The organism is Salinirubellus litoreus (genome assembly GCF_037335815.1).
Taxonomy (GTDB): Archaea; Halobacteriota; Halobacteria; order Halobacteriales; family Haloarculaceae; genus Salinirubellus; species Salinirubellus litoreus.
In genome coordinates this window covers 185,454-204,493 of the sequence record NZ_CP147841.1, presented here as the reverse complement: position 1 = coordinate 204,493, position 19,040 = coordinate 185,454, and the positions used below count along the sequence as shown (strand labels likewise).

At 70.4% G+C, this 19,040-nt stretch carries 21 protein-coding genes and 1 pseudogene; 8 read left to right on the top strand and 14 right to left on the bottom strand.

All coding sequences use genetic code 11. The annotated features are described in order from the left end of the window. Window positions 1-81 precede the first annotated feature (81 nt). Together WDJ58_RS01020 and WDJ58_RS01015 are read left to right on the top strand one after the other, a co-directional pair. Window positions 82-879, top strand: a complete 798-nt coding sequence (locus WDJ58_RS01020; RefSeq protein ID WP_338915766.1) for an SDR family NAD(P)-dependent oxidoreductase — start codon at window positions 82-84, stop codon at window positions 877-879. A gap of 191 nt (window positions 880-1,070) precedes the next feature. Continuing rightward, complete coding sequence (locus WDJ58_RS01015; RefSeq protein ID WP_338915765.1) at window positions 1,071-1,499, top strand: cyclic nucleotide-binding/CBS domain-containing protein; 429 nt, start codon at window positions 1,071-1,073, stop codon at window positions 1,497-1,499. A 65-nt stretch (window positions 1,500-1,564) separates the two neighbouring features. Here the strand turns inward: WDJ58_RS01015 and WDJ58_RS26295 are convergent. The 3 genes and pseudogenes from WDJ58_RS26295 to WDJ58_RS00995 form a co-directional block, all read right to left on the bottom strand. Beyond that, a pseudogene (locus tag WDJ58_RS26295) lies at window positions 1,565-2,788 on the bottom strand (acyl-CoA dehydrogenase family protein). Window positions 2,789-2,866: 78 nt separating this feature from the next. Continuing rightward, window positions 2,867-4,261: an MmgE/PrpD family protein gene (locus WDJ58_RS01000; RefSeq protein WP_338915762.1), complete on the bottom strand. Its 1,395-nt coding sequence runs from the start codon at window positions 4,259-4,261 to the stop codon at window positions 2,867-2,869. Between the two features lie 47 nt (window positions 4,262-4,308). Then, the gene (locus tag WDJ58_RS00995; protein ID WP_338915761.1) at window positions 4,309-5,280 is read right to left on the bottom strand and encodes a phosphoglycerate dehydrogenase; all 972 of its coding nucleotides are present in this window, start codon (window positions 5,278-5,280) and stop codon (window positions 4,309-4,311) included. A 179-nt stretch (window positions 5,281-5,459) separates the two neighbouring features. Here WDJ58_RS00995 and WDJ58_RS00990 point away from each other — a divergent pair, with 179 nt between their 5' ends. Next, on the top strand, window positions 5,460-5,804 hold the full coding sequence (locus WDJ58_RS00990) for a hypothetical protein (RefSeq protein ID WP_338915760.1): 345 nt from the start codon (window positions 5,460-5,462) through the stop codon (window positions 5,802-5,804). Then, window positions 5,801-6,631, top strand: coding sequence for a hypothetical protein (locus WDJ58_RS00985; RefSeq protein WP_338915759.1), 831 nt, complete (start codon window positions 5,801-5,803; stop codon window positions 6,629-6,631). The genes WDJ58_RS00990 and WDJ58_RS00985 overlap by 4 nt, the downstream gene beginning before the upstream one ends. Window positions 6,632-6,726: 95 nt before the next feature. Here WDJ58_RS00985 and WDJ58_RS00980 read toward each other — a convergent pair whose 3' ends face one another. Next, the gene (locus tag WDJ58_RS00980) at window positions 6,727-7,632 is read right to left on the bottom strand and encodes a transcription initiation factor IIB (RefSeq protein WP_338917900.1); all 906 of its coding nucleotides are present in this window, start codon (window positions 7,630-7,632) and stop codon (window positions 6,727-6,729) included. A 195-nt stretch (window positions 7,633-7,827) separates the two neighbouring features. On the opposite strand from WDJ58_RS00980, the gene WDJ58_RS00975 reads away from it, so the two are divergent. Both WDJ58_RS00975 and WDJ58_RS00970 read left to right on the top strand, forming a co-directional pair. Next, window positions 7,828-8,034: a hypothetical protein gene (locus WDJ58_RS00975; RefSeq protein WP_380660003.1), complete on the top strand. Its 207-nt coding sequence runs from the start codon at window positions 7,828-7,830 to the stop codon at window positions 8,032-8,034. Window positions 8,035-8,139: 105 nt separating this feature from the next. After that, on the top strand, window positions 8,140-8,820 hold the full coding sequence (locus WDJ58_RS00970; protein WP_338915757.1) for an SOS response-associated peptidase: 681 nt from the start codon (window positions 8,140-8,142) through the stop codon (window positions 8,818-8,820). A gap of 27 nt (window positions 8,821-8,847) precedes the next feature. Here WDJ58_RS00970 and WDJ58_RS00965 read toward each other — a convergent pair whose 3' ends face one another. The 5 genes from WDJ58_RS00965 to WDJ58_RS00945 all read right to left on the bottom strand — a co-directional run bounded on the left by WDJ58_RS00965 (window position 8,848) and on the right by WDJ58_RS00945 (window position 12,113). Further along, complete coding sequence (locus WDJ58_RS00965) at window positions 8,848-9,234, bottom strand: PIN domain-containing protein (protein WP_338915755.1); 387 nt, start codon at window positions 9,232-9,234, stop codon at window positions 8,848-8,850. Window positions 9,235-9,237: 3 nt separating this feature from the next. Beyond that, the gene (locus WDJ58_RS00960) at window positions 9,238-9,615 is read right to left on the bottom strand and encodes a MarR family transcriptional regulator (RefSeq protein WP_338915754.1); all 378 of its coding nucleotides are present in this window, start codon (window positions 9,613-9,615) and stop codon (window positions 9,238-9,240) included. Window positions 9,616-9,773: 158 nt separating this feature from the next. Continuing rightward, complete coding sequence (locus WDJ58_RS00955; protein WP_338915753.1) at window positions 9,774-10,613, bottom strand: aldo/keto reductase; 840 nt, start codon at window positions 10,611-10,613, stop codon at window positions 9,774-9,776. 98 nt (window positions 10,614-10,711) lie between these two features. Continuing rightward, entirely contained in the window at window positions 10,712-11,083 is a 372-nt protein-coding gene (locus WDJ58_RS00950) for a cyclophilin-like fold protein (RefSeq protein ID WP_338915752.1), read from the bottom strand. Between the two features lie 55 nt (window positions 11,084-11,138). Beyond that, entirely contained in the window at window positions 11,139-12,113 is a 975-nt protein-coding gene (locus WDJ58_RS00945; RefSeq protein WP_338915751.1) for a C-terminal binding protein, read from the bottom strand. 99 nt (window positions 12,114-12,212) lie between these two features. Here WDJ58_RS00945 and WDJ58_RS00940 point away from each other — a divergent pair, with 99 nt between their 5' ends. Next, a complete protein-coding gene (locus WDJ58_RS00940) occupies window positions 12,213-12,995 on the top strand; it encodes an enoyl-CoA hydratase/isomerase family protein (protein ID WP_338915750.1) in 783 nt (260 codons plus the stop codon). Window positions 12,996-13,029: 34 nt separating this feature from the next. Here the strand turns inward: WDJ58_RS00940 and WDJ58_RS00935 are convergent, their stop codons facing one another. The 3 genes from WDJ58_RS00935 to WDJ58_RS00925 all read right to left on the bottom strand — a co-directional run bounded on the left by WDJ58_RS00935 (window position 13,030) and on the right by WDJ58_RS00925 (window position 15,114). After that, a complete protein-coding gene (locus tag WDJ58_RS00935; RefSeq protein WP_338915749.1) occupies window positions 13,030-13,575 on the bottom strand; it encodes a GIDE domain-containing protein in 546 nt (181 codons plus the stop codon). Between the two features lie 75 nt (window positions 13,576-13,650). Beyond that, on the bottom strand, window positions 13,651-13,881 hold the full coding sequence (locus WDJ58_RS00930) for a hypothetical protein (protein WP_338915748.1): 231 nt from the start codon (window positions 13,879-13,881) through the stop codon (window positions 13,651-13,653). 111 nt (window positions 13,882-13,992) lie between these two features. Next, entirely contained in the window at window positions 13,993-15,114 is a 1,122-nt protein-coding gene (locus WDJ58_RS00925; protein ID WP_338915747.1) for an NAD(P)/FAD-dependent oxidoreductase, read from the bottom strand. 136 nt (window positions 15,115-15,250) lie between these two features. Here WDJ58_RS00925 and WDJ58_RS00920 point away from each other — a divergent pair, with 136 nt between their 5' ends. Beyond that, entirely contained in the window at window positions 15,251-16,492 is a 1,242-nt protein-coding gene (locus WDJ58_RS00920) for an MFS transporter (protein WP_338915746.1), read from the top strand. Between the two features lie 138 nt (window positions 16,493-16,630). Here the strand turns inward: WDJ58_RS00920 and WDJ58_RS00915 are convergent, their stop codons facing one another. Together WDJ58_RS00915 and WDJ58_RS00910 are read right to left on the bottom strand one after the other, a co-directional pair. Beyond that, window positions 16,631-17,689 (bottom strand): proline racemase family protein, encoded by a 1,059-nt coding sequence (locus WDJ58_RS00915; RefSeq protein WP_338915745.1) that lies wholly within the window; start codon window positions 17,687-17,689, stop codon window positions 16,631-16,633. Window positions 17,690-17,834: 145 nt separating this feature from the next. Then, window positions 17,835-18,938: a mandelate racemase/muconate lactonizing enzyme family protein gene (locus tag WDJ58_RS00910; RefSeq protein ID WP_338915744.1), complete on the bottom strand. Its 1,104-nt coding sequence runs from the start codon at window positions 18,936-18,938 to the stop codon at window positions 17,835-17,837. Window positions 18,939-19,040: the final 102 nt, after the last annotated feature.

The window sequence follows — 19,040 nt, the reverse complement described above, 5'->3', positions numbered from 1 at the left end:
TACGAAACGCCCCGCGTAATCAATACCCCTGTCACTAGGCCCCTACAAAAAACTTCTCCGGGGGACGGTCGTACCGCCGTTATGCCCGACCGATTCGACGAGCGGACGGCCATCGTCACCGGATCGACACGCGGCATCGGCGCGGCGATCGCTCGGCGATTCGCGGAGGAGGGCGCGAGCGTCGTCGTCAGCGGCCGAACCGTCGAAGAGGGCGAGGCCGTCGTCGAGGGGACCCGGGAGGACGGTGGCGAGGCGTCGTTCGTCCGGGCCGACATGCGCGATCCCGACTCCGTCGAGGCGCTGGTCGAGGCGACGGTCGACGCCTACGGGAGGGTCGACGTCCTCGTCAACAACGCGGCCGTCGAGACGTACACGGGAGCGGGCGAGGCGACGCGCGAAGACTGGGACCGGGTCGTCGAGACGGACTTCCGGGGGTACTGGCTCTGTGCCTGCGAGGCCAGCCGGTACATGGACGAGGGGGAGGCAGGTGGAGCTATCGTCAACGTCGCCTCGAACCACGCCCGGCTGACGACGCCCGAGATGTTCCCCTACAACGCGGTCAAGGCGGGCGTCGAGGGGATGACACGGGCGATGGCGCTCGACTTCGGCCCCCGGGTCAGGGCGAACGCCGTGGCACCGGGCTGGATCGCCGTCGAGCGCACTACACAGGAGATGAGCGAGGAGCGCCGCCGGGAACTCGCGGGTATCCACCCCGTGGGTCGGCTCGGCGACCCCGAGGACATCGCGGCGGCGGTCGCCTACCTGGCGAGCGAGGAAGCCGGTTACGTCACCGGGACGTCGCTCGTGGTCGACGGCGGCCGGACCGCGGTGATGCAGGACGACCAGCTCCCGGACTACGCCGCACGAAGGGAGGAGTGATCCGCGAGACGGGACCCGCCGGAGGTTTCGAACCCCGGTGACGACAGTCCATCGGTCGGTAGCCGACCGAGCGAGACGGAGGGGAGTTCGTCAGGATCCCTCCGTGCCGTTTCGGGTGGAGCGGAGCCCTCGTGGACGCGGCGTCACGGATCGCTCGGCAGGGTTAACCGCGCAGGTACCCAACCGCTGGCATGATCGACCAGACCATCGCCGACGTGATGACGCCCTTCGTCCGGACGGTCGGCGAGGAGACGACGGCGAGCACGGTCGCCAGACTGTTCAGCGAGGACGGGATCGGATCGGCGGTCGTCGTCGACCCCGAAACGGGCGATATGGTCGGGATCGTCACCGAATCGGACATCATGCATCAGGTCGCGGTCGACGCCGACGTACGCTCCGTTCCGGTCGGCGCGTTCATGACCAGTCCGGTCGTCACTACCACCAGCACGGAGTCCATTCACGTCGCAGCCACGCTGATGCGAGACCACTCGATCCGACGGCTCCCCGTCGTGGACGACGGTGAACCCGTGGGAATGCTGACGACGACGAACCTCGTCCACTACATCCCCCGCTTGCGAAACGATATCCTCCGAGCCCGGAACGAGTTCGCCGGACAGTAACGGCCCCGACGCGCCTCCCTCGACCGCGAGGACCCGCACGCCGTCGAGGGCGAACCTCGGCCCCATCAGTAGCTCCGCGGCAGGCCGAGGACGTGCTCGCCGATGCAGTTGAGTATCATCTCGTCGGAGATGGGCGCGATACGCGTCAGCCGGGTCTCGCGCCAGAGCCGCTCGACGTCGAACTCGACGGCGATGCCGTAGCCGCCGTGGGTCTGGACCGCCGCGTCGCACGCCTCGGAGGCCGCCTCGCGGGCCATGTACGCGGCGACGTTCGCCGCCTCGCCCACGTCCCGGCCCTCCTTGAACGCCCTCGCGGCCTGGTAGGTGATGTTCCGCGCGGAGGTCATCCACGCGTAGGCGTCCGCGAGCGGGTGCTGGATGGCCTGGTTCGTACCTATGGGACGGTCGAACACCTCCCGCTCGGTCGCGTACCCGACCGCGCGGTCGATGGCCGCCCGCGCCAGGCCGACACACTCGGCGGCGATGACCACACGCTCCTCGTTCAGCCCGTCGAGCACCTGCCTGAACTCGTTCCCTTCCTCGCCGATGGGGTTCTCGGCGGGGATCTGCAGGTCCTCGAACCAGATCTCGTAGGACGGGACCGCGGCCCGGACGTTCTTCTCGATCTCCTCGGTGTCGACCGCTCCCTGCGCGTCCGCGTCGTCGATGTCCACCAGGAACAGCGAGAGCCCGTCGACCTTGCTCTCGACCTCTCCGCGGGGAGTCGTGCGGGCGACTAGCACCATGTCGTCGGAGGCGTGGTATCGCGAGGTTCAGACCTTCTGTCCGTTCACCCGGTACACGCCGTCGTTCTGCGTCGCCTCCGGCGACACGTCACTCGTCGAGCTTCGCTCGACGCGCTCGGCGAACGTGCTGATCGAGGTCGAGTCGAACCCCGCGCCGGGTTCGGTGAGCGAGAAGCACTGGAGGAGCTTCTCGCCGGAGGCGATCTCGGGGAGGATCTCGCCCTTCATCGACTCGGAGCCGTAGTTGAGCACCGAGCGGGGGATGAACATCGCCCCGTGGCAGGCCATCGCGCCGTTGAACCCCGCACCGGTGGCCGTGATCTCCTCCAGCACGATGGCCGCTTCGAGCGTGTCGAGCCCCGCGCCGCCGTACTCCTCGGGGATCACGGTACCTAACCAGCCGTGCTCGCCGAGCGTCCGGACGAACTCCATCGGGTACTCCTTCTTTCGATCCCGCTCGCGCCAGTACTCGTCGTCGAACTCCGCACAGAGTCGCTCGATCTCCGAGCGGATGAGCCGCTGTTCCTCCGTGAACTCTAGCATGACCGGAGGAGGCGGAATGTAGTGATAAACCTTGACGAGCCCGGACTCGGTGCGGGCGGACCCGAGTTCCGGAACGCCTCAGTCGTCGGCCGTCACCGCCCGCTCGCCGGTCACCGGTTCGAGCAGCTCGGCCACCGACACGCGCTCCAGGTCGGCGATTCGTTCGCGGAAGTGACGGGCACTCGACTCTCCGAGCACGGGTTCGGTGAGCGACTCGTACTTCTCGACCACTTCCTCCCACGTCATCGGGTTCTCGGGCTCGCCGCGGGCGAAGTCGCTCTCCCGCGTGTAGGTGCCGTCGGCGGTCTCGACGGTCACCTCCACCGCCCACTTCCCGGGGAAGGCCTCGGCGACCCAGCCACCCGATCCGACAGTCGTCCGGTCGATCACCCGCCGCACGTCGTCGCTCACGCCGCCCTCGATCTCCTCGATGAAGTCGTCGACCGTGGCCGATCCCCGCGTGAGCGCCAGTCCCGCGCCGAACGGCATACTGAACTGCCCGTCGACGAGCGACTGGGGGTACGTGTTCGCCGGATCGCCGGTCAGGCTCACCCCCGCCTCGGGCATGAGGACGTCGACGGACTCGATCTCGCCAGGCGAGACGTCTTCGGATTCGGCGATCTCCAGGAGCTGGTCGAGGGCGTTGTGCATGTACCGACAGCAGGGGTACGGCTTGATCCCCGTCCTGGTCGTCTCCCACTCCTCGCCGAGCCCCGCGACCGCGAGATCGGGGTGGGGGTCGTCGGAGTAGCCCCGGAGGAACCCCCGTGGTCCTTCGAGCGGCTCGTTCGCGGCGGCGAAGCCCGCCTCGGCGAGCGAGAGCGCCACCAGCGCGCGGTGGGCGGCGAAGCCGGGGTGGGCCCGCTTGTTCCACCCGCCGTTCTCCAGGAACTGGAGCGACCCCGCGGCCTGGCTCCCGTTTATCCCCATCGCCGACTCGATGACGTCCGCGTCGAGACCGAGGACGCTCCCGGCGGCCGCCGTCGCGCCGAAGGTCCCGCACGTGGCGGTCATGTGGAACCCGCGACCGTAGTGGGACTCGGGATCGACGGCCATCCCCAGCCGGATCGTGACCTCGTAGCCGGCGACGACGCCGGCGAGGAGGTCCGCACCGGAGGCGTCGACGCGCTCGGCGGCGGCGAGCGCCGCCGGCAACACGGGCGCTCCCGGATGGAGCGAACTCCCGCGATGGGTGTCGTCGTAGTCGAGGCTGTGTGCCATCGCCCCGTTTAGCAGCGCGGCGTACTCGGGGCCCATCGACTCGCCGGTCGCGAGGACCGTCCCGCCCGACCCGGAGTCGAGCGCCCGAACGCCCTCGAAGAACGAGTCCGAGGAGGCCGCGCGCGGCTCGGCTCCGACGGCGATCCCCGCCGTGTCGAGCAGGAGTCGCTTGGCGTAGTCGACGACGTCCTCGGGGAGGTCGGAGAACGCGAGGTCGGCCGCGAACGACGCCTGTCTCTCGGTGAGGGTCATACCCGGTGGACGGGAGAGAGCCACTTAGCCGTTGGTGGGCGAGGAGGCTACAGCTCGGGTCGCTTCCCGGTCAGCCCCTCGATCAGGTTCGCCACCGCGCGGTCGTGGACCCGCGAGACGGCCTCCTCGGTGTTCTGGGCGTTGTGAGATCCGAGTATCGCCTCCTCCATCCCGATCAGCGGGCTCTCGGAGGGGAGCGGTTCGGTCTCGAAGACGTCGAGCGCCGCGCCCGCGATGCGCCCCTCCTCCAGTGCCGCGACGAGATCGTCCTCGACGACGAGCCCGCCGCGGGAGGTGTTTATCAGGTACCCCTCGGGCCCGAGCCGGTCGAGCGCGTCGGCGTCGACCATCCGCGCCGTGGCCTCGTTGAGCGTACAGTTGAGGCTCACTACGTCCGAGCGCTCGAACAGCTCCTCGCGCCCGACGGGTTCGATGCCGGTCGCCTCGCGGAGCTCCTCGGAGATCGGTCGGATGTCGTGGCCGAGGACGTCCATCCCGAGCGCGTCGGCCCGGCGAGCAACCGCCGAGCCGATGCTGCCGACGCCGACGACGCCGAACGTCCGACCGGCCAGCGAGACTCCGCGAGGACAGTACCAGTTGCCCTCGCGCACCTCGCGGTCGACGTGGTGGAGCTCCCGGGCGAGCATGATCGCGTAGCCGACGACGGTGTCGGCCACCTCGTCGGCGAACGCGCCGGGGGTGTTGAACACGCGGACGTCGTGTTCCTCCGCCGCGTCGAAGTCGATGCCGTCCGTCCCGATACCCCACTTGGCGACGACCGACAGGCTCGGACACGCTTCGATGACCCGGGCGGTCAGCTCGTCGTCGCCGGCGAGGATGCCGTCGTAGCCCGGGAGCAGGTCGAGGAGCTCGGGTTCGTCGAGCTGCTGGTCGACGTCGGCGACGTCGTAGGCGACGCCGTGCGCCGCGAGGACGTCGGCGTAGTCGTCGATGGCGTCGAGGATCAGCGGGCAGGAGACGAGCACGCGGTAGTCGTGCTCGTCGGCGGGCGCGACCATACCCGTTTCCTCCAGCCGGGGGGGATACGAAACTTCGGTTCGTCCGACCCGCCCGGGCCGACGCGCTCCGCCGCGAGCCGTACGGCGTCCCGTGACCGCCGGCGGCGAACGTCACCGGAGTTCGTCCGGAAGTGTGAGCCGTCGCGAACGTTCAAGTCCCGGGGCTCGAACCGACGAGCGTGCTGCTGGTCGTGACGTATTCGAGGGGGGCGCGGGACAGCCTGCGGAACGTCTGTCGGACCCACGAGTCGAGCGTCGTCAGGCGGTTCGGTCGGGCCGCGCTGTTCGAGCCGACCTACCACGGGGCGTTCCTCGCGCTGCGCCTCCGCGAGAAACATCCCGGGGACGTCCAGATCGAGCGGACCCGCCCGTTCAACGAGTTCGCCGACGCACCCGACGCCGTCCGGGAGGCCGCGCGGGCCTACGAGACCAGGGACGCCTCGTCGACGCCCTACTCGGCGTTCGCCGCCGGTTCCGCCCATCCCGATCCCGAGCGGATGCGCGAGCGCGACCTGGAGTCGTGATTCCCGACGTGCGGGTCCGGTTCGACGGGATCGAACGATCGGGTCGGGCGGTCGACCTCGCCGGTCTGGGCGTCGATCCCCGGGCGATCGTCCGTGCCGTGCGAGACCCCGACGACGACCGCGTCGTCTGTCCCGACTCGGGCGTGGCCCACGGTCGAGTCGGCCTCGTCGACGGGTCGAGCGTCCCGCCGCTGGCGACCCTCGCCGCGGTCGCCAGGTCGCTCGGCGAGCGGACGCCCCAGGACCGTCGAGTCGCCGAACTCCGCGCCGAAATCGAGGGGACGACGGTACCGACGCCGGAGGTCGCACCCGTCCGCGAGCGGGTCGCACGGGCGCTCGAACGGCTCGAGGAACGCCGCGAGCACGTCGCCACCCTCCAGGGTCGGCTCCGCGCCGCCCGCGAGGTGGCCGAGCCGGCCGCCGAGCGCGAGGCGCGGGACCGCCTCTCGGATGCCGTCCGGGAGCTCTCGGAGGCCGAGACCGAGCGGCTGGCCGCCGAGGAGGCGCTCGAACGCACCCGGACCGAGGCACGGGAGGCCCGCGACGCCCGCGAACGACGACTCTCCCTCCAGGACCGCATCGACAACCTCGAGGGCGAGGCCCGGGGCGAACTCGCCCGGCGCGTCCGCCCGCGTGTCGACGCCGCGGTCGTCGCTACCCCCGGCAGTCGAGCGACCGGGTTCGACGACGCCGACCCCGTGACCGCGAGGCTGGCCGCCGCCCGAGTCGCCGACATCCGCGCCCCGGTCGTCGTCGTCGTCCGTCGCCGGTTCGGGAGCGCCGAGTCGGCGGCCGCGTGGCTCGACGCACCCGTTATCCGGATCTGACCGAGACGGACGGTTGCAGTCCTCTACCGGTGACCGTAGATCCCGTCCGGCGATCACCGGTAGATCGTTACAACCGTCCGTCCGGACTACTCGCCTCAGGCGGCCGTCGTCTCCCCCCTCCCCTCGGAGTCGCCCTCGTCCTCCTCACGGACCGTGTAGTAGGCCTTCCGCAGCGTCACGGGCGTCACGTCGGCTACCTCGGCGGTCTCGGCCTGCGTGCAGTCCTCATCCGCTTCCTGCGCGGCGGCGTAGAGACACGCCGCGGCCACCCCACCGGGATTGCGACCGGCGACCGCGCCGGACTCGTGGGCCCGGGTCGCGAGTTCGCGCGCCCGTCGCTCGACTCCCCGGGAGAGGTCGAGACGCGTGGCGAACCGCGGGAGGTACTCCGTCGGGTCGATCGGTCCCGTCGGGAGGCCGAGTTCGCGGTTCAGCGCGTCGTAGGCCGCGCGCAGTTCGTCCTCGGTCGCCTTCGCGCACTCGACCACCTCCCCGAGCGTCCGCGAGACCGACGCCGTCCGACAGGTGGCGTAGACGGCCGCGGCGGCGAACCCCTCCAGCGACCGACCCCGGAGGAGGTCCGCCTCCTGGGCGGACTCGAAGAGCACGCACGCCCGGTCGCGGACGTGTTCGGGGAGTTCGAGCTGGCCCGTTAGCCGCCGGATCTCGGTGAACGAGTAGACCCTGTTCCGATCGGTCTTGCTCGATATCCGCGCCCGGGTGTGCTGTCTACGCATCCGGGCGAACCGTCTCCGCTTGCGGCCCTTCAGCCGGGTCTTCCGGCCGATCTCCGTCGAGAGCCCTCGATCGTGACGCGACCTCGTGAGCGGCGCGCCCGTCCGCTCGGGGTTCGTCTCGTCGTCGGCGAACGAGCGCCACTCGGGCCCGCGGTCGATCTCGTCCTCCGCGACGACCAGCCCGCACTCCGTGCAGACGGTCTCGGTTCCTTCGCTCGCTACGTCCCCACCACACTCCGGACAGCACGTCGCATCCCCACTCATCACACTTCGAACTGGGGCCCGACTCCCTTTCAAAAAGGTAGGGAAACGGGGTCCGAGACGGCCGTTCGTCCTCGTCGAAGGTACCGGTCACCGGTACGTCCTACTCCGTCACGGAAGGGTCCGATCACCCGATGGGTCTCCTACCACCGTCCCGGAGACAGATTGATGACCACCGGGCCGGGACGTCATGGTGTGATGTCACGTCTCGAACGCACACTGCGCCGTGCCAGGTACGCGGCCATCGGCGGGGCCGTCGGTGGCGCGATCGGCGGATTGGTGAGCCGGCGGGCCGCGAGCACCGGGGCGGGAGTGGGGGCGCTCCTGGGCGCGACGATCAGCGAGAAACGAGAGACCGTCGACGCGGTCGTCCACCGGACGAGAGCGAAAGCGCGGGGCTGGTAGCGACCCGTCGCTCCCGACCGATCCGGCCGCCAGGCGGAGGTGACCCGCATCGCGCGTTCGCCGCCGGGAGAGACCCTTAACCACCTCCGGGTTCAACCCGAACCCATGTGTGGCCGGACCTCGCTCTTCGCCGCCCGGGAGGATGTAGAGGAGACCTTCGACGCCCGTATCGTCGCCGACGGGGGATACGAACCGAGGTACAACATCGCGCCCGGCGAGCCCCTGGAGGTGATCACCAACCACGCACGCGGGGAGATCGACCGGTTCCACTGGGGGCTCCTCCCTACCTGGGCCGACGACACCGACGAGGGGCTCATCAACGCCCGCGCGCAGACCGCGGGCGAGAAACGCTCGTTCGCCGACGCCTGGGAGTCCCGTCCGTGTCTCGTCCTCTCCTCGGGGTTCTGCGAGTGGCGCGAGACGGGCGGCGGTCCGAAGCGTCCCTACCGGGTCTACCGCGAGGACGCCCCCGCGTTCGCCATCGCCGGCCTCTGGGAGGTCTGGGAGGGCGAGGGTCAGACGATCCCCTCGGTGACGATCCTCACGACCGAGCCCAACGAACTGATGGAACCCATCCACGACCGGATGCCGGTGGTCCTCCCGCGGAACGAGGAGGCGGCCTGGTTGGCGGGAGGTCCCGAGGAGCGCGCGGAGCTCTGTCGGCCCTATCCCGACTCGGACCTCGACGCCTACGAGATCTCGACGCGGGTCAACGACCCCGGGAACGACGACCCGCGCGTGATCGAGCCGCTCGGTCACGAGCAGTCCGGACTCGATCAGTTCTGAGCGCGTCCGGGAGCCCGTTCGACGGAATCAGTACGTCTCGACGGCGAGCCCTTCCACGCGCTCGAACTCGTCGGCGTTCCGGGTGAGAACGGGGACGTCCCGAGCGACGGCCGTTCCGGCGATCAGCACGTCGACCGCGCCGATGCGCTCGCCTCGATCGAGGAGTTCGTGCTGAATACGGACGGCCGTCCTGGCTTCCCGGTTCCCGAGCGGGACCCTCTCGACGGTGTCGAGCGCCTCGTAGTACGGCTCGCGATACCGCTCGGCGTCCCCGCGGAGGCCGATCCCGACCTCGAAGACGGTCAGCGTCGAGACGGCGACGTCGACCCGCTCCTCGACCAGCCCGTCCAGCCGCTCGACGGCCGCGGAGTCCGCGCGAACGAGGTCGTGGAGGAAGCTCGAATCCAGAAGCACGGGCTACTGTCCCTCCAGTCGCTCGTCGACCTCGCCGTCGAACGCTTCGCGCCACTCCTTCGAGCGCTCGCGCGCCGCGTCGGCCACTTCCCCGTCGAGCAGTCCGACGATCCCGCGGAGCGGGGCGGCGGGCGCGGCCGAACCGTCGGCGTCGAGCGCCCACCAGACGACGGCGCGAGCACCGACGGTCTTCCGGTCGACGAGTCCCCGTTCGTGGAGTTCGGTGAGGTGGCGACGGACCGTCTCCGAGGAGACGTCGAGGACCTCGGCGAGTTCACCCGCGGTAGCGACCGGGTCGGGCTGTTCGTGGAGGGCATCGAGGACGTCGCTATCGCTGATCCGCTGGCCGAACGCCCCGCCGTCCCCTCGCTTTCGGTCCATCCTGCTACTCCTATCGTCCCCGATCGCATAACGGTTTGCCTCGTGGCACAGCTATGTGGTTCGTGGAACACCGCCTTCGATGATCCGCCCGACGACTCGGGCGTCGAGGACGGCCGTTCGACAGCGGCCGGGCCGGAGACCCGCGAGACGGCCCGACCCTACGGCGAGATGCCGTACGTGTCGTCCGCCCAGTCCCGGGTGAGGGTGTCGTAGACGGGCTCGTGGCGGTCGATGTCGTCGAGTCGCTCGTGGTCGGCGGCGTCGAGCTCCCAGTCGAACAGGTCACCGTTGTCGCGGACGTGTTCGGGCGACCCGGACCTGGGGAGGACGACGACGTCCTTCTCGACCGTCCACCGGAGGATGACCTGCGCGGGGGTCTTGTCGTACGAGTCGGCGAGGTCCTGGACGACCTCGTTCTCGAAGAGCTCCATCCGGGCGAGCGGGGCGGCGGCCTCGACGACCACGTCGTTCTCCTGGCAGTACTCCACGAGGTCGGGCCGGTAGAACCCGGGGTGACACTCGATCTGATTGACCGCGATTGGGACGTCCGAGACGTGCCGTGCGGCGCTCAGCCGGTAGGCGTCGAAGTTCGAGACGCCGATATTGCGCACTTTCCCCTGTTCGTGGAGCAGCGCCATCGCGTCGAGCGTCTCGCGCAGCGAGATCGTCGGGTTCGGCCAGTGGACGAGGTAGAGGTCGAGGTAGTCGGTCCCCAGCCTGTCGAGCGAGGCCTCGCACGCCTGGACGACGGACTCGTAGGCGAGGTTCTTCGGAAGCACCTTCGAGGTGAGGAACAGGTCCTCGCGGTCGTACTGGGCGAGCGCCTCGCCGACGTCCGCCTCGTTCCCGTACCCCTCCGCGGTGTCGAGGTGCGCGTAGCCGGCGTCGAGCGCGGCGTCGATCGATTCGCGGGCGGTCTCGCCGTGGAGTTCCCACGTGCCGAGACCCACGGCCGGGAGCTCGTCGCCGCTCGGGAGCGTCTTCGTCGGGACGGTCATGATCGGGTGTCGAGGGGTGCGGTGTTAAGCGTTAATCGTCGCCGACGCCACTCCCCTCTCTCGCCCCGCTACGGGGGAACCGCGACCGTTCGGACGGCTCAAGCGTGTTCGATACGGATAGTCGCGCCGCCGTCGACCGCCGAGAGCGTCGAGACGTCCTCTACCTGGGCGACGACGTTGACGGGCGATGCCGCCCGCGGCTCGTCACCCCTGCTCGCAGGCGTCGGTCCCCAGAACAGGCAGACGGCGTTGCCCTGCGGCCAGTACGCGATCGTCCCGACCGGGACCTCGGCCTGCGCGTCCTCGGCGGGGACGTCGATCTCGGTCCGGAAGTAGAGCTCGTCACCCCACCGTGCGGCGTCCCCTTCGAGGGGGAGCGCGTCCGTGATCGCCTCCCTGGTCTCCGTGTTCTCGCCGGTCCAGGTGGCGGTGAGTTCGTGTCCGTCGACGACGACTCGGAGGTCGGTCATGGGCGGTGGTCCGGGCGAGGCGAGAAAAAGCCTCGCCGTGGGCTCCCCTTCGCGCTCAGACCCAGGGTAGCTCGATGTCGACCGGGTTCGTCGGCGACTCGCCGTTGACGACCGCGGCGACGTCGCTCGCCACGCTCCGCGAGAGGTCGCGCCGGCTCTCCTCGGAGTACCAGGCGGTGTGGGGGGAGACGACGACGTCCTCGCGGGCCAGCAGCGGGTCCTCGGGATCCGGCGGCTCGGATTCGAGGACGTCGAGGCCCGCCCGGGCGATCTCGCCCGCCTCGAGCGCCGCGAGCAGGGCGTCCTGGTCGACGACGGGTCCCCGGGCGGTGTTGACGACGATGGCGTCGTCGGACATCCGCTCGAACTCCCCGGTCGAGAACATCCCCCGGCTCTCTTCGAAGAGAGGGGTGTGGACGGAGAGATAGTCGAGACGGTCGAGCAGCTCCTCGAAGCCGACCTTCTCGACGGCGTAGTGGTCCATCTCGGTCGCCTTCACGTGGGGGTCGTACGCGATCACCTCCATCCCGTAGGCGCGGACCTTCGCGGCGAGTCGTCGTGCGATCCCGCCGAACCCCGCGAGGCCGAGCGTCCGCCCGCGCATCCGGTGGAGCGGCCGACCCTCCCGCCAGTCCCAGGTCCCTTCCTTGACCCGGCGATCGTGGAGCGGGACGTTCCGTGCGCAGGCGAGCAGGAGCGAGAGCGCGTGCGTCGAGACCTCGTCGAGGCAGTAGTCCGGGACGTGGACGACCGTGATCCCCTGCTCGGCCGCCGCGATGAGGTCGACGTTGTCGACGCCGATCCCGGCTCGACCGACCACCTTCAGCGTCTCGCTCGACTCGAGAACGCGCGCGGTGACGGGCGTGATCGAGTCGACGATCAGCCCGTCGGCGTCGCTCACGGCCTCGATCACGGCGTCCTCGGTCTTCTCGTCCAGTACCTCCACCCGCGCGCCCGCACCCTCCAGGATCTCGCTCTGGGTCCGCGGGTCGATCGTCTTCGTATCCGACAGGACTATCGTGTGCTCCATACCACCGCACGCGAAGGGGTGGACCAAGAGCGTACCCCCGCGAGCGGACCGGGGGGCCGCCGAGCGAAGAGTTTTCTCGCCGGCCTCGAACCGTCGGCCATGCCGGACGACGAGAACTTCGAGACGACCGTCGAGGGGGGCGTCCTCCGCGCCGAGATACGCTCGACGAGCAAGATGAACGCCCTCAACCGGACGATGACCGACGAACTGCTCGACCTCGCCATCCGGCTCCACGAGGAGGAGGTGCGGTGTTTCGTTCTCACGGGCTCGGAGGGGGTGTTCTGTGCGGGCGGCGACGTCGGCGGCTTCGTGGACGAGTCGGCCTCCGCGGGGATGCGCCGTGGTGCGTCGCTGCTCCACGACGCCGTCGTCCAGCTCCACGAGGCCGAGGTCCCGGTCGTCACCGGAGTCAACGGCGCGGCGGTCGGTGCCGGGTTGAGTCTCGCGATCCTCGGCGACTACGTCCTCGCCAGCTCCGACGCCTATTTTCAATACGGCTACTCGGGCATCGGCGCGACCGGCGACGGATCCTCGACGTACTACCTCCCGCGGGTCGTCGGGCTCCGGGAGGCAAAACGCATGGCCCTCCTGAACGACCGGGTCGATCCCGAGGCGGCCGTCGAGAGCGGCCTCGCAACCGAGGCCGTCCCTGCGAGTGAGTTCGACGACCGCCTCGACGAACTCGCGGGTCGGATCGCCGACGGCCCCACTGTCGCGCTCGGCCGTTCGATGAAGCTCATGACCGAGAGCACCTCCGCCCGTCTCGAGGAGCAGCTCGCGGCCGAGACCGACAGTATCGCCCGGACCGCGCGAACCGAGGACTTCGCCGAGGGCGTCTCGGCGTTCGGCGCGAAGCGCGATCCCGAGTTCGAGGGGAAGTGACGACGAGCGGCGTCGGAACCTCTGCCGGGGCCGGCTATCCGAGCAGGAGGAACACGGCGAGGAAGCCGAGCCAGAGCAGACCGAAGGCGACGAACCCCAGCGCCCGAAAGAGGACGCGCCGGGTCACCTCGGACCCGGTCCCGTCGGCGACGACGAACGGCCGCCCCCCTTCGATTCGGGCGTTGACCTGTCCGACCTCGCGGCTCTCGCCGGGCGCGTACGTGGTCTCGCCGTAGACGTAGACGGGTTCGCCGGGGTCGAGACGCGACTCGGTGTACTGCCGGGCGTTCCCGGAGGAGAGGTCGAACGGTCCCACGGAGAACTCGCGGTACTCGGCGTCGACGTCCGGTTCGCGCTCGACGAACGCCCGGACCGCCTCGGGCGGGCGCTCCCCGCTCCCGACGCGGATCTCCCTCGCCTCGGCGAGCCTGAGGTCGGCCCTCGCGGGATCGACGAGCACGCTCGCGGTCCCGTCGTCGACGCGGAACGGGACGGCGGAACTCCCGGAGGCGATGGTCGTCCAGGTGGTGTCGCCGTCGCTGTCGCGGCGGCGCTCGGTGACCGCCCACTCGAAGGCCATAGTAGCGTTCGGAAGTCTTTACTCACGGACGGGCGGGAGCTCCCGTCCGGCGTGTGTCATCGGTTCCGAACGCTACTACAGGCAGGGCGTCCCCGTGAGCGGCGCTTCGAGCGTCCCGTCGTGGCTCCGGGCGGTCCCCGTGACCTCCACGGCCCCGGAGACGTTCGCCAGGTCACCGACCGGGGTGGGGTCGGTCGCGTGGAGGCGGTAGCCGACGAGCCCCTCGCGGAGGCCGTAGGCGAGGATCGCCACGCCGGGTACGAACAGCAGGAGGAAGAGGTTCGTGAGGAGCCACGGGGAGGGCATATCCCGCGGAGGGTTCGCGGGGGCATAACGTCGGGGGACGTCGTCCCGGGGAGCGCCCGGGATCGCAGGAATCCAGAGAGCCGCTCCCGACGCCGCGGAGGCGCGAACCGATCACCGGAGCCGCGCGGGCGAGAGGCGCTCCCGAACGTCATCCTCGGGCGCTCGACCCGGCGCGACGACCGCGGCGAGGTGCTCGCCGACGGCGGGGGCGAGCGTCACCCCGAGCCCGCTCATCCCGCTCGCTACGAAGTACCCTTCGACGTCCGTCTCCCCGACGAACGGATCCCCGTCGGGTGTGATGGTCCGCACCCCCACCCAGTCGGTCGCCACGCGAGCGTCGGCCAGCCCCGGCAGGGAGCTTTCGAGCCGGTCGCCGACCGCCAGGCGGAACGACTCGTCGGTCGAGCGAGCGGCGTCGGGGTCGAGCCGCTCGGCGTCGTCGTAGCCGACCCCGTACCGGCCTGCGAACGCCTGGTGGCGCCCCTCGCCGCGGACGTAGCTCCCGTCCTCGAACTCGACGAACGGGAGTTCGAGGTCCGCGTCGTGGTCCAGGACGAGTATCGGCCCGACGTTGTGTCGGAGCGGGAGCGAGACGCCGGCCATGCCGTCGACCGACGCCGCCCACGGACCCGCCGCGTTCACGACCCCGCTCGCCGGGACGCGCTCGCCGCCGACCTCCACTCCGGCTACCCGGCATCCCCCGTTCCCCTCGTCGACGAGCACGTCCGTCACCGTCGAGCCCGTCTCCACGCGCGCCCCGGCGGCGCGCGCCTCTCCCGCGAAGAACTGCACGACTTCGGCGGGATCGAGGTACCCCTCCTCGGGAACGTGGAGTCCGCCGGCCAGCCCGTCGGAAGCGAGCCCGAACCGCTCCAGTTCGGAGGGGTCGAGGAGCTCGGCCCGGACGCCGAGTGTTTCGAGTCGCGCCGCGACCTCTCGCAACTTTTCGAGCTGTTCGGCGCTCTCCGCGGGGTAGAGGCCGCCGATGCGCGAGAATTCGACCGTCCCCGCCTCGACCAGCCGACCGTACGTCCTCCAGGACCGTTCTCGGAGCCGGTGGGCCGTCTCGGAGGGTTCGATCTGCTTCCAGATGAACATCGCCACCGAGTCGGCGGTCGTCCCGCTCCCGAGCGCGTCGCGCTCGTAGAGGACGACCGGTACGTCGGCCTCGGCGAGGTGGTGGGCGACGCTCGTCCCGACGATACCGCCCCCGACGACGACGACCGGATCCATACCTTGAGGAGCCGTCGGGGGTGGATAAAGCCCGGTGCGCTCCGGGGACGACGGGTGTGAGAGCGGGCGTCCCCCGTGCTCGACCCCGACGCGTCCGACCCGCACGCTTAACCACCCGCTCGACCGAGGTCGGTCCATGGGCGTCTCGACCGACGATCCGCGTGCCGTCGTCGGCATCGTGACCGGCGGGCACTTCCTCTCGCACTTCTACCTGCTGAGCTTTCCGCCGCTCTTTCCGATGCTCCGGGAGAGCTTCGACCTCGACGCGGTCGGCCTCGGCCTGGTGATGTCCGTCGTCGCCGTCGGGATGTTCCTGCAGGTGCCCGCGGGGGGCCTGGTCGGCCGGATCGGCGCGAAGCGGGTGTTCGTCGTCGGCGTCGCCGTCACGAGCGGGGGGATCGCGGCCGCCGGCCTCGCCGGCTCGTACCCCGTCTTGCTCGCTGCGACGGTCGTCTCGGGGATCGGCCAGGCGGCGTTTCACCCCGCCGACTACACCCTGCTCGACGCCGCGACCGACCGGAGCGCCGAGGGCAAGAGCTTCGGCGTCCACACCTTCGGCGGGTACGTCGGCTTCGCCGCCGCGCCGCTCGTCGTCGGCGCGCTCGCGGCCACGTTCGACTGGCGGGCCGCACTCCTCGCGGTCGGCGGCGCGGGCCTCGCCTACGCCGCGTTCGCGGGGGTCGTCATGGCCCCCGTCCACCGGCCGCGCGCCGCGAGCGACGCCGGATCGACTGAGAGAGCGGCGCTCGCCGAACGCGCCCGCACGCTCCTCCGGCCGAACATCGTCGTGCTCGCCGTCTTCTTCGTCGGGCTGGTGGTGGGCCAGAAGGGGATCGGGACGTTCACGCCGCTGTTCGTCGCCGAGCGGCTCGGCATGACCGAAGCGTCCGGCAACAGCGTCCTGACCGTCTTCTTCTCCGCGGGCGCGGTCGGCGTTCTCGCCGGTGGTGTGGTCGCCGACCGGTACGACCCCCACCTCGTCGCCGTGACGGCGCTGACGGCCGGGAGCACCGCGCTCGCGGCACTCGTCGCCGGCCTGCTGGGATCGGGACCCACCGTCGCGTTCCCGCTGTTCGCGTTCGTCGGGCTCTGTTACGGCCTGCCGCTCCCCTCCCGCGATCGGCTGGTCTCGGCGGCCTCCTCGGGCGACGTGGGCACGACCTTCGGCGTCGTCTTCACCGCCGCCGCGGTCGGCTCGTTCGTCAGCCCCACCCTCCTCGGCGGGATCATCGAACGGACCGGGACCGCCGCCGCGTTCGCCGCCATCGCGCTCTCCTTCCTCGTGGCCGCCGGCGTGGTCGCCCTCCTCAAGGCCGGTGTCGTCGGCGAGCGGACCGCCTCCGACACGACCATCGAGCCAAGCGACACCGACGATTGATACGGTCGTTCGTAACGGTTTACCGTCGATAACCCGGCCAGGGTCGGTCATCGCCGGTAAAAGACTACGCACGACCGTATGAGTCGGCAGGCCGAGACGGCGGACGATGGCATCCTGTGGGCTCCCCGATCCCGTGACCTACCGGAGGAGGAACCCCTCGGCGAACGGGTCGTCGGGAGCGACGACGAACTCGCTCCGGCCGACGACGCTCGCGCTCCCCTCGATCTCCGGCACGACGGCGTCGTGCTCCCCACACTCGGTCCGATCGAGGACGCGACCGGTGAACCGCGAGCCGACGATGCTCTCGACGACGAACGGCGCGCCCGGGGCGAGCCGGCCGCGGTCGGATTCGAGCGCGAGGTGTCCGCTCACGCCGGTCCCGGTCGGCGAGCGGTCGATCTCCCCGTCGGCGAACACGCAGACGTTCCGGAGGTCCGCGCGGTCGTCCTCGGGGGATCCGGTGAAGACCACCCCGTAGAGGAACCCCAGGTCGTCCTCCGTCGGGTGTTCGATATCGAGGTCGGCGGCGACGGCCTCCTTCACCGCCCTCCCCGTCCGGACGAGGTCCTCGGCGTCTCCGGTACCGAGACCGACACCCGCCTCGCTCGCCTCGCAGTAGACGTAGAACGCCCCGCCGTACGCGACGTCGTAGGCGAGGGTGCCGATCCCCGGGACGTCGACCGTCCGGTCGCGCGCGTAGACGAACGACGGGACGTTCTCGAAGGCGACGCTCTCCACGCGGGGGGGCGTGCGATCCGCCGTGCGGTCGAGGGTGGCGGTCGCGGCGACCGGTCCGGCCGGGGTGTCGAAGCGGACGCTCGCGGTCCCCGAACGCCCGTCGACATCGAGCATCCCCGTCTCGACGAACACCGTCGCCAGCGCGACGACCCCGTGCCCGCACATCGTGCTGTATCCCTCGTTGTGGGTGAACAGGACGCCGACGTCCGAGCCCTCGCGCTCGGGCTCGACCGGGATGGCCCCGTACATGTCCGCGTGTCCGCGGGGCTCCCACATCAGCGCCGTCCGGAGGTGATCGAGGTGTTCCTCGGCGTAGCGGCGCTTCTCCAGGATCGTCCCGCCCTCGACCTCGGGGAAGCCGTCGACGACCACCCGGAGCGGCTCCCCGCCGGTGTGGGACTCGACGGTCTCGATACGCGGCCACTCCTCGGATGGCGGCCACTCAGGCGCGTCGAGCACCGTGGGCCTCCCTGGTGTGATTGGTGGTGTGTCGCGTGGTTCGACCTGTAGCGGATCGTTCGCTCCCGGAGTGCTCGCGTGACATACCTCGTCGGACGTCGCTACGGAGGGCGGCCACAAGTCCGTTCGCCCGGATAGTGGGATCTCACGAGTACGTCGCCACGGGGTCGCCGAGGACGTCCTCGTGGGGCTCGATACCGAGACCGTCACCCGAAGGTGCGGCCATCACCCCCCCGGACGTCTCGGGTGCGCCGTCGGCGGTCGTCACCGCGTTGTAGTCGTGAAAATCGGTGGTCGCCAGGACCGCCTCGGGCGGCGTGCTGTGTGCGAGGTGGGCGATGGCGCTCGTGGCGATCTCGCTCCCCCAGGAGTCCTCGATTATCATCGACAGCCCCAGTTCGGTACAGAGGTCCCTGATGGCGCGGGCGCGGGTGAGCCCGCCCACCTTGGCGATCTTCAGGTTCACCGCGTCCATCGCGTCCTCGTTGTACCCACGGACGATCGGCCCCACGCCATCCATCACCTCGTCGAGGACGAACGGGTGATCGCACTTCTGGCGGACGGCGCGGCACTCCTCGTAGGTGGGGCAGGGCTGCTCGACGTAGACGTCGACGTCCCGGATCTCGCGGACGAGACGGACGGCTTCGTGCTGGCTCAACCCGGTGTTGCAGTCGGCGTCGAGGAGATGCTCGGGGTCGAGTTCCGCGCGGGCGGCACGGATGCGCTCCGCGTCGACCACGGGGTCCTCGCCGACCTTGAGCTGGAAGTTCTGGTAACCCTCGTCGCGGTAGTACGCGACCCGTTCGGCCATCTCCGCGGGCGTGCCTTTCGAGATGGCCCGGTAGAGCGGCGCGCCGTCGCCGAAGCGGCCGCCGAGCAGGTCCGCGACGGGTTCGTCAGCGACCTTCCCGGTGAGGTCCCAGCAGGCCACGTCGATCCCGGACTTCGCGTAGGGGTGGCCCCCCAGTCGGCGGTCCAGCCGGTCGGCGAGCACCGCGGGCTGTGTCGGGTCCGAGCCGAGCACCGTCCCTGCGAGTTCCTCGATGCCGGCGCGAGCCCCCCGCGGGTAGGCGGGGAGGTACGACGACCCGAGGGTGGCGACCTCGCCCCATCCCGTCACGCCCTCGTCGGTCCTCAGACGGACGACGGTCGCCTCGAACGCCTCGTAGGAGTTCCCCCCCGACCAGTCGTAGCTCCCCTCCGCGATCGGCAGATCGACGCTGTAGACCGAGATCTCGGTGACCTCCATACCGACTGCCCTCCCCGTCGTGGTGTAAGTCTACTGTCGACCCGCCGGAGCCGGGTCGATCGTTCCTGCTGGATAGGTAACGACGACCCGTCCGTACCGTCG

What these genes read in the sequence shown, in the direction of transcription:
- WDJ58_RS00995 (WP_338915761.1), bottom strand. Translation starts at nt 5,280, where the DNA reads ATGGTCGCGCCCGCCGACGAGCACGACTACCGCGTGCTCGTCTCCTGC.
- WDJ58_RS00955 (WP_338915753.1), bottom strand. Translation starts at nt 10,613, where the DNA reads ATGACCGTCCCGACGAAGACGCTCCCGAGCGGCGACGAGCTCCCGGCC.
- WDJ58_RS00935 (WP_338915749.1), bottom strand. Translation starts at nt 13,575, where the DNA reads ATGGCCTTCGAGTGGGCGGTCACCGAGCGCCGCCGCGACAGCGACGGC.
- WDJ58_RS00975 (WP_380660003.1), top strand. Translation starts at nt 7,828, where the DNA reads ATGTCACGTCTCGAACGCACACTGCGCCGTGCCAGGTACGCGGCCATC.
- WDJ58_RS01020 (WP_338915766.1), top strand. Translation starts at nt 82, where the DNA reads ATGCCCGACCGATTCGACGAGCGGACGGCCATCGTCACCGGATCGACA.
- WDJ58_RS00925 (WP_338915747.1), bottom strand. Translation starts at nt 15,114, where the DNA reads ATGGATCCGGTCGTCGTCGTCGGGGGCGGTATCGTCGGGACGAGCGTC.
- WDJ58_RS00960 (WP_338915754.1), bottom strand. Translation starts at nt 9,615, where the DNA reads ATGGACCGAAAGCGAGGGGACGGCGGGGCGTTCGGCCAGCGGATCAGC.
- WDJ58_RS00950 (WP_338915752.1), bottom strand. Translation starts at nt 11,083, where the DNA reads ATGACCGACCTCCGAGTCGTCGTCGACGGACACGAACTCACCGCCACC.
- WDJ58_RS00940 (WP_338915750.1), top strand. Translation starts at nt 12,213, where the DNA reads ATGCCGGACGACGAGAACTTCGAGACGACCGTCGAGGGGGGCGTCCTC.
- WDJ58_RS00920 (WP_338915746.1), top strand. Translation starts at nt 15,251, where the DNA reads ATGGGCGTCTCGACCGACGATCCGCGTGCCGTCGTCGGCATCGTGACC.
- WDJ58_RS01015 (WP_338915765.1), top strand. Translation starts at nt 1,071, where the DNA reads ATGATCGACCAGACCATCGCCGACGTGATGACGCCCTTCGTCCGGACG.
- WDJ58_RS00930 (WP_338915748.1), bottom strand. Translation starts at nt 13,881, where the DNA reads ATGCCCTCCCCGTGGCTCCTCACGAACCTCTTCCTCCTGCTGTTCGTA.
- WDJ58_RS00910 (WP_338915744.1), bottom strand. Translation starts at nt 18,938, where the DNA reads ATGGAGGTCACCGAGATCTCGGTCTACAGCGTCGATCTGCCGATCGCG.
- WDJ58_RS00970 (WP_338915757.1), top strand. Translation starts at nt 8,140, where the DNA reads ATGTGTGGCCGGACCTCGCTCTTCGCCGCCCGGGAGGATGTAGAGGAG.
- WDJ58_RS01000 (WP_338915762.1), bottom strand. Translation starts at nt 4,261, where the DNA reads ATGACCCTCACCGAGAGACAGGCGTCGTTCGCGGCCGACCTCGCGTTC.
- WDJ58_RS00945 (WP_338915751.1), bottom strand. Translation starts at nt 12,113, where the DNA reads ATGGAGCACACGATAGTCCTGTCGGATACGAAGACGATCGACCCGCGG.
- WDJ58_RS00980 (WP_338917900.1), bottom strand. Translation starts at nt 7,632, where the DNA reads ATGAGTGGGGATGCGACGTGCTGTCCGGAGTGTGGTGGGGACGTAGCG.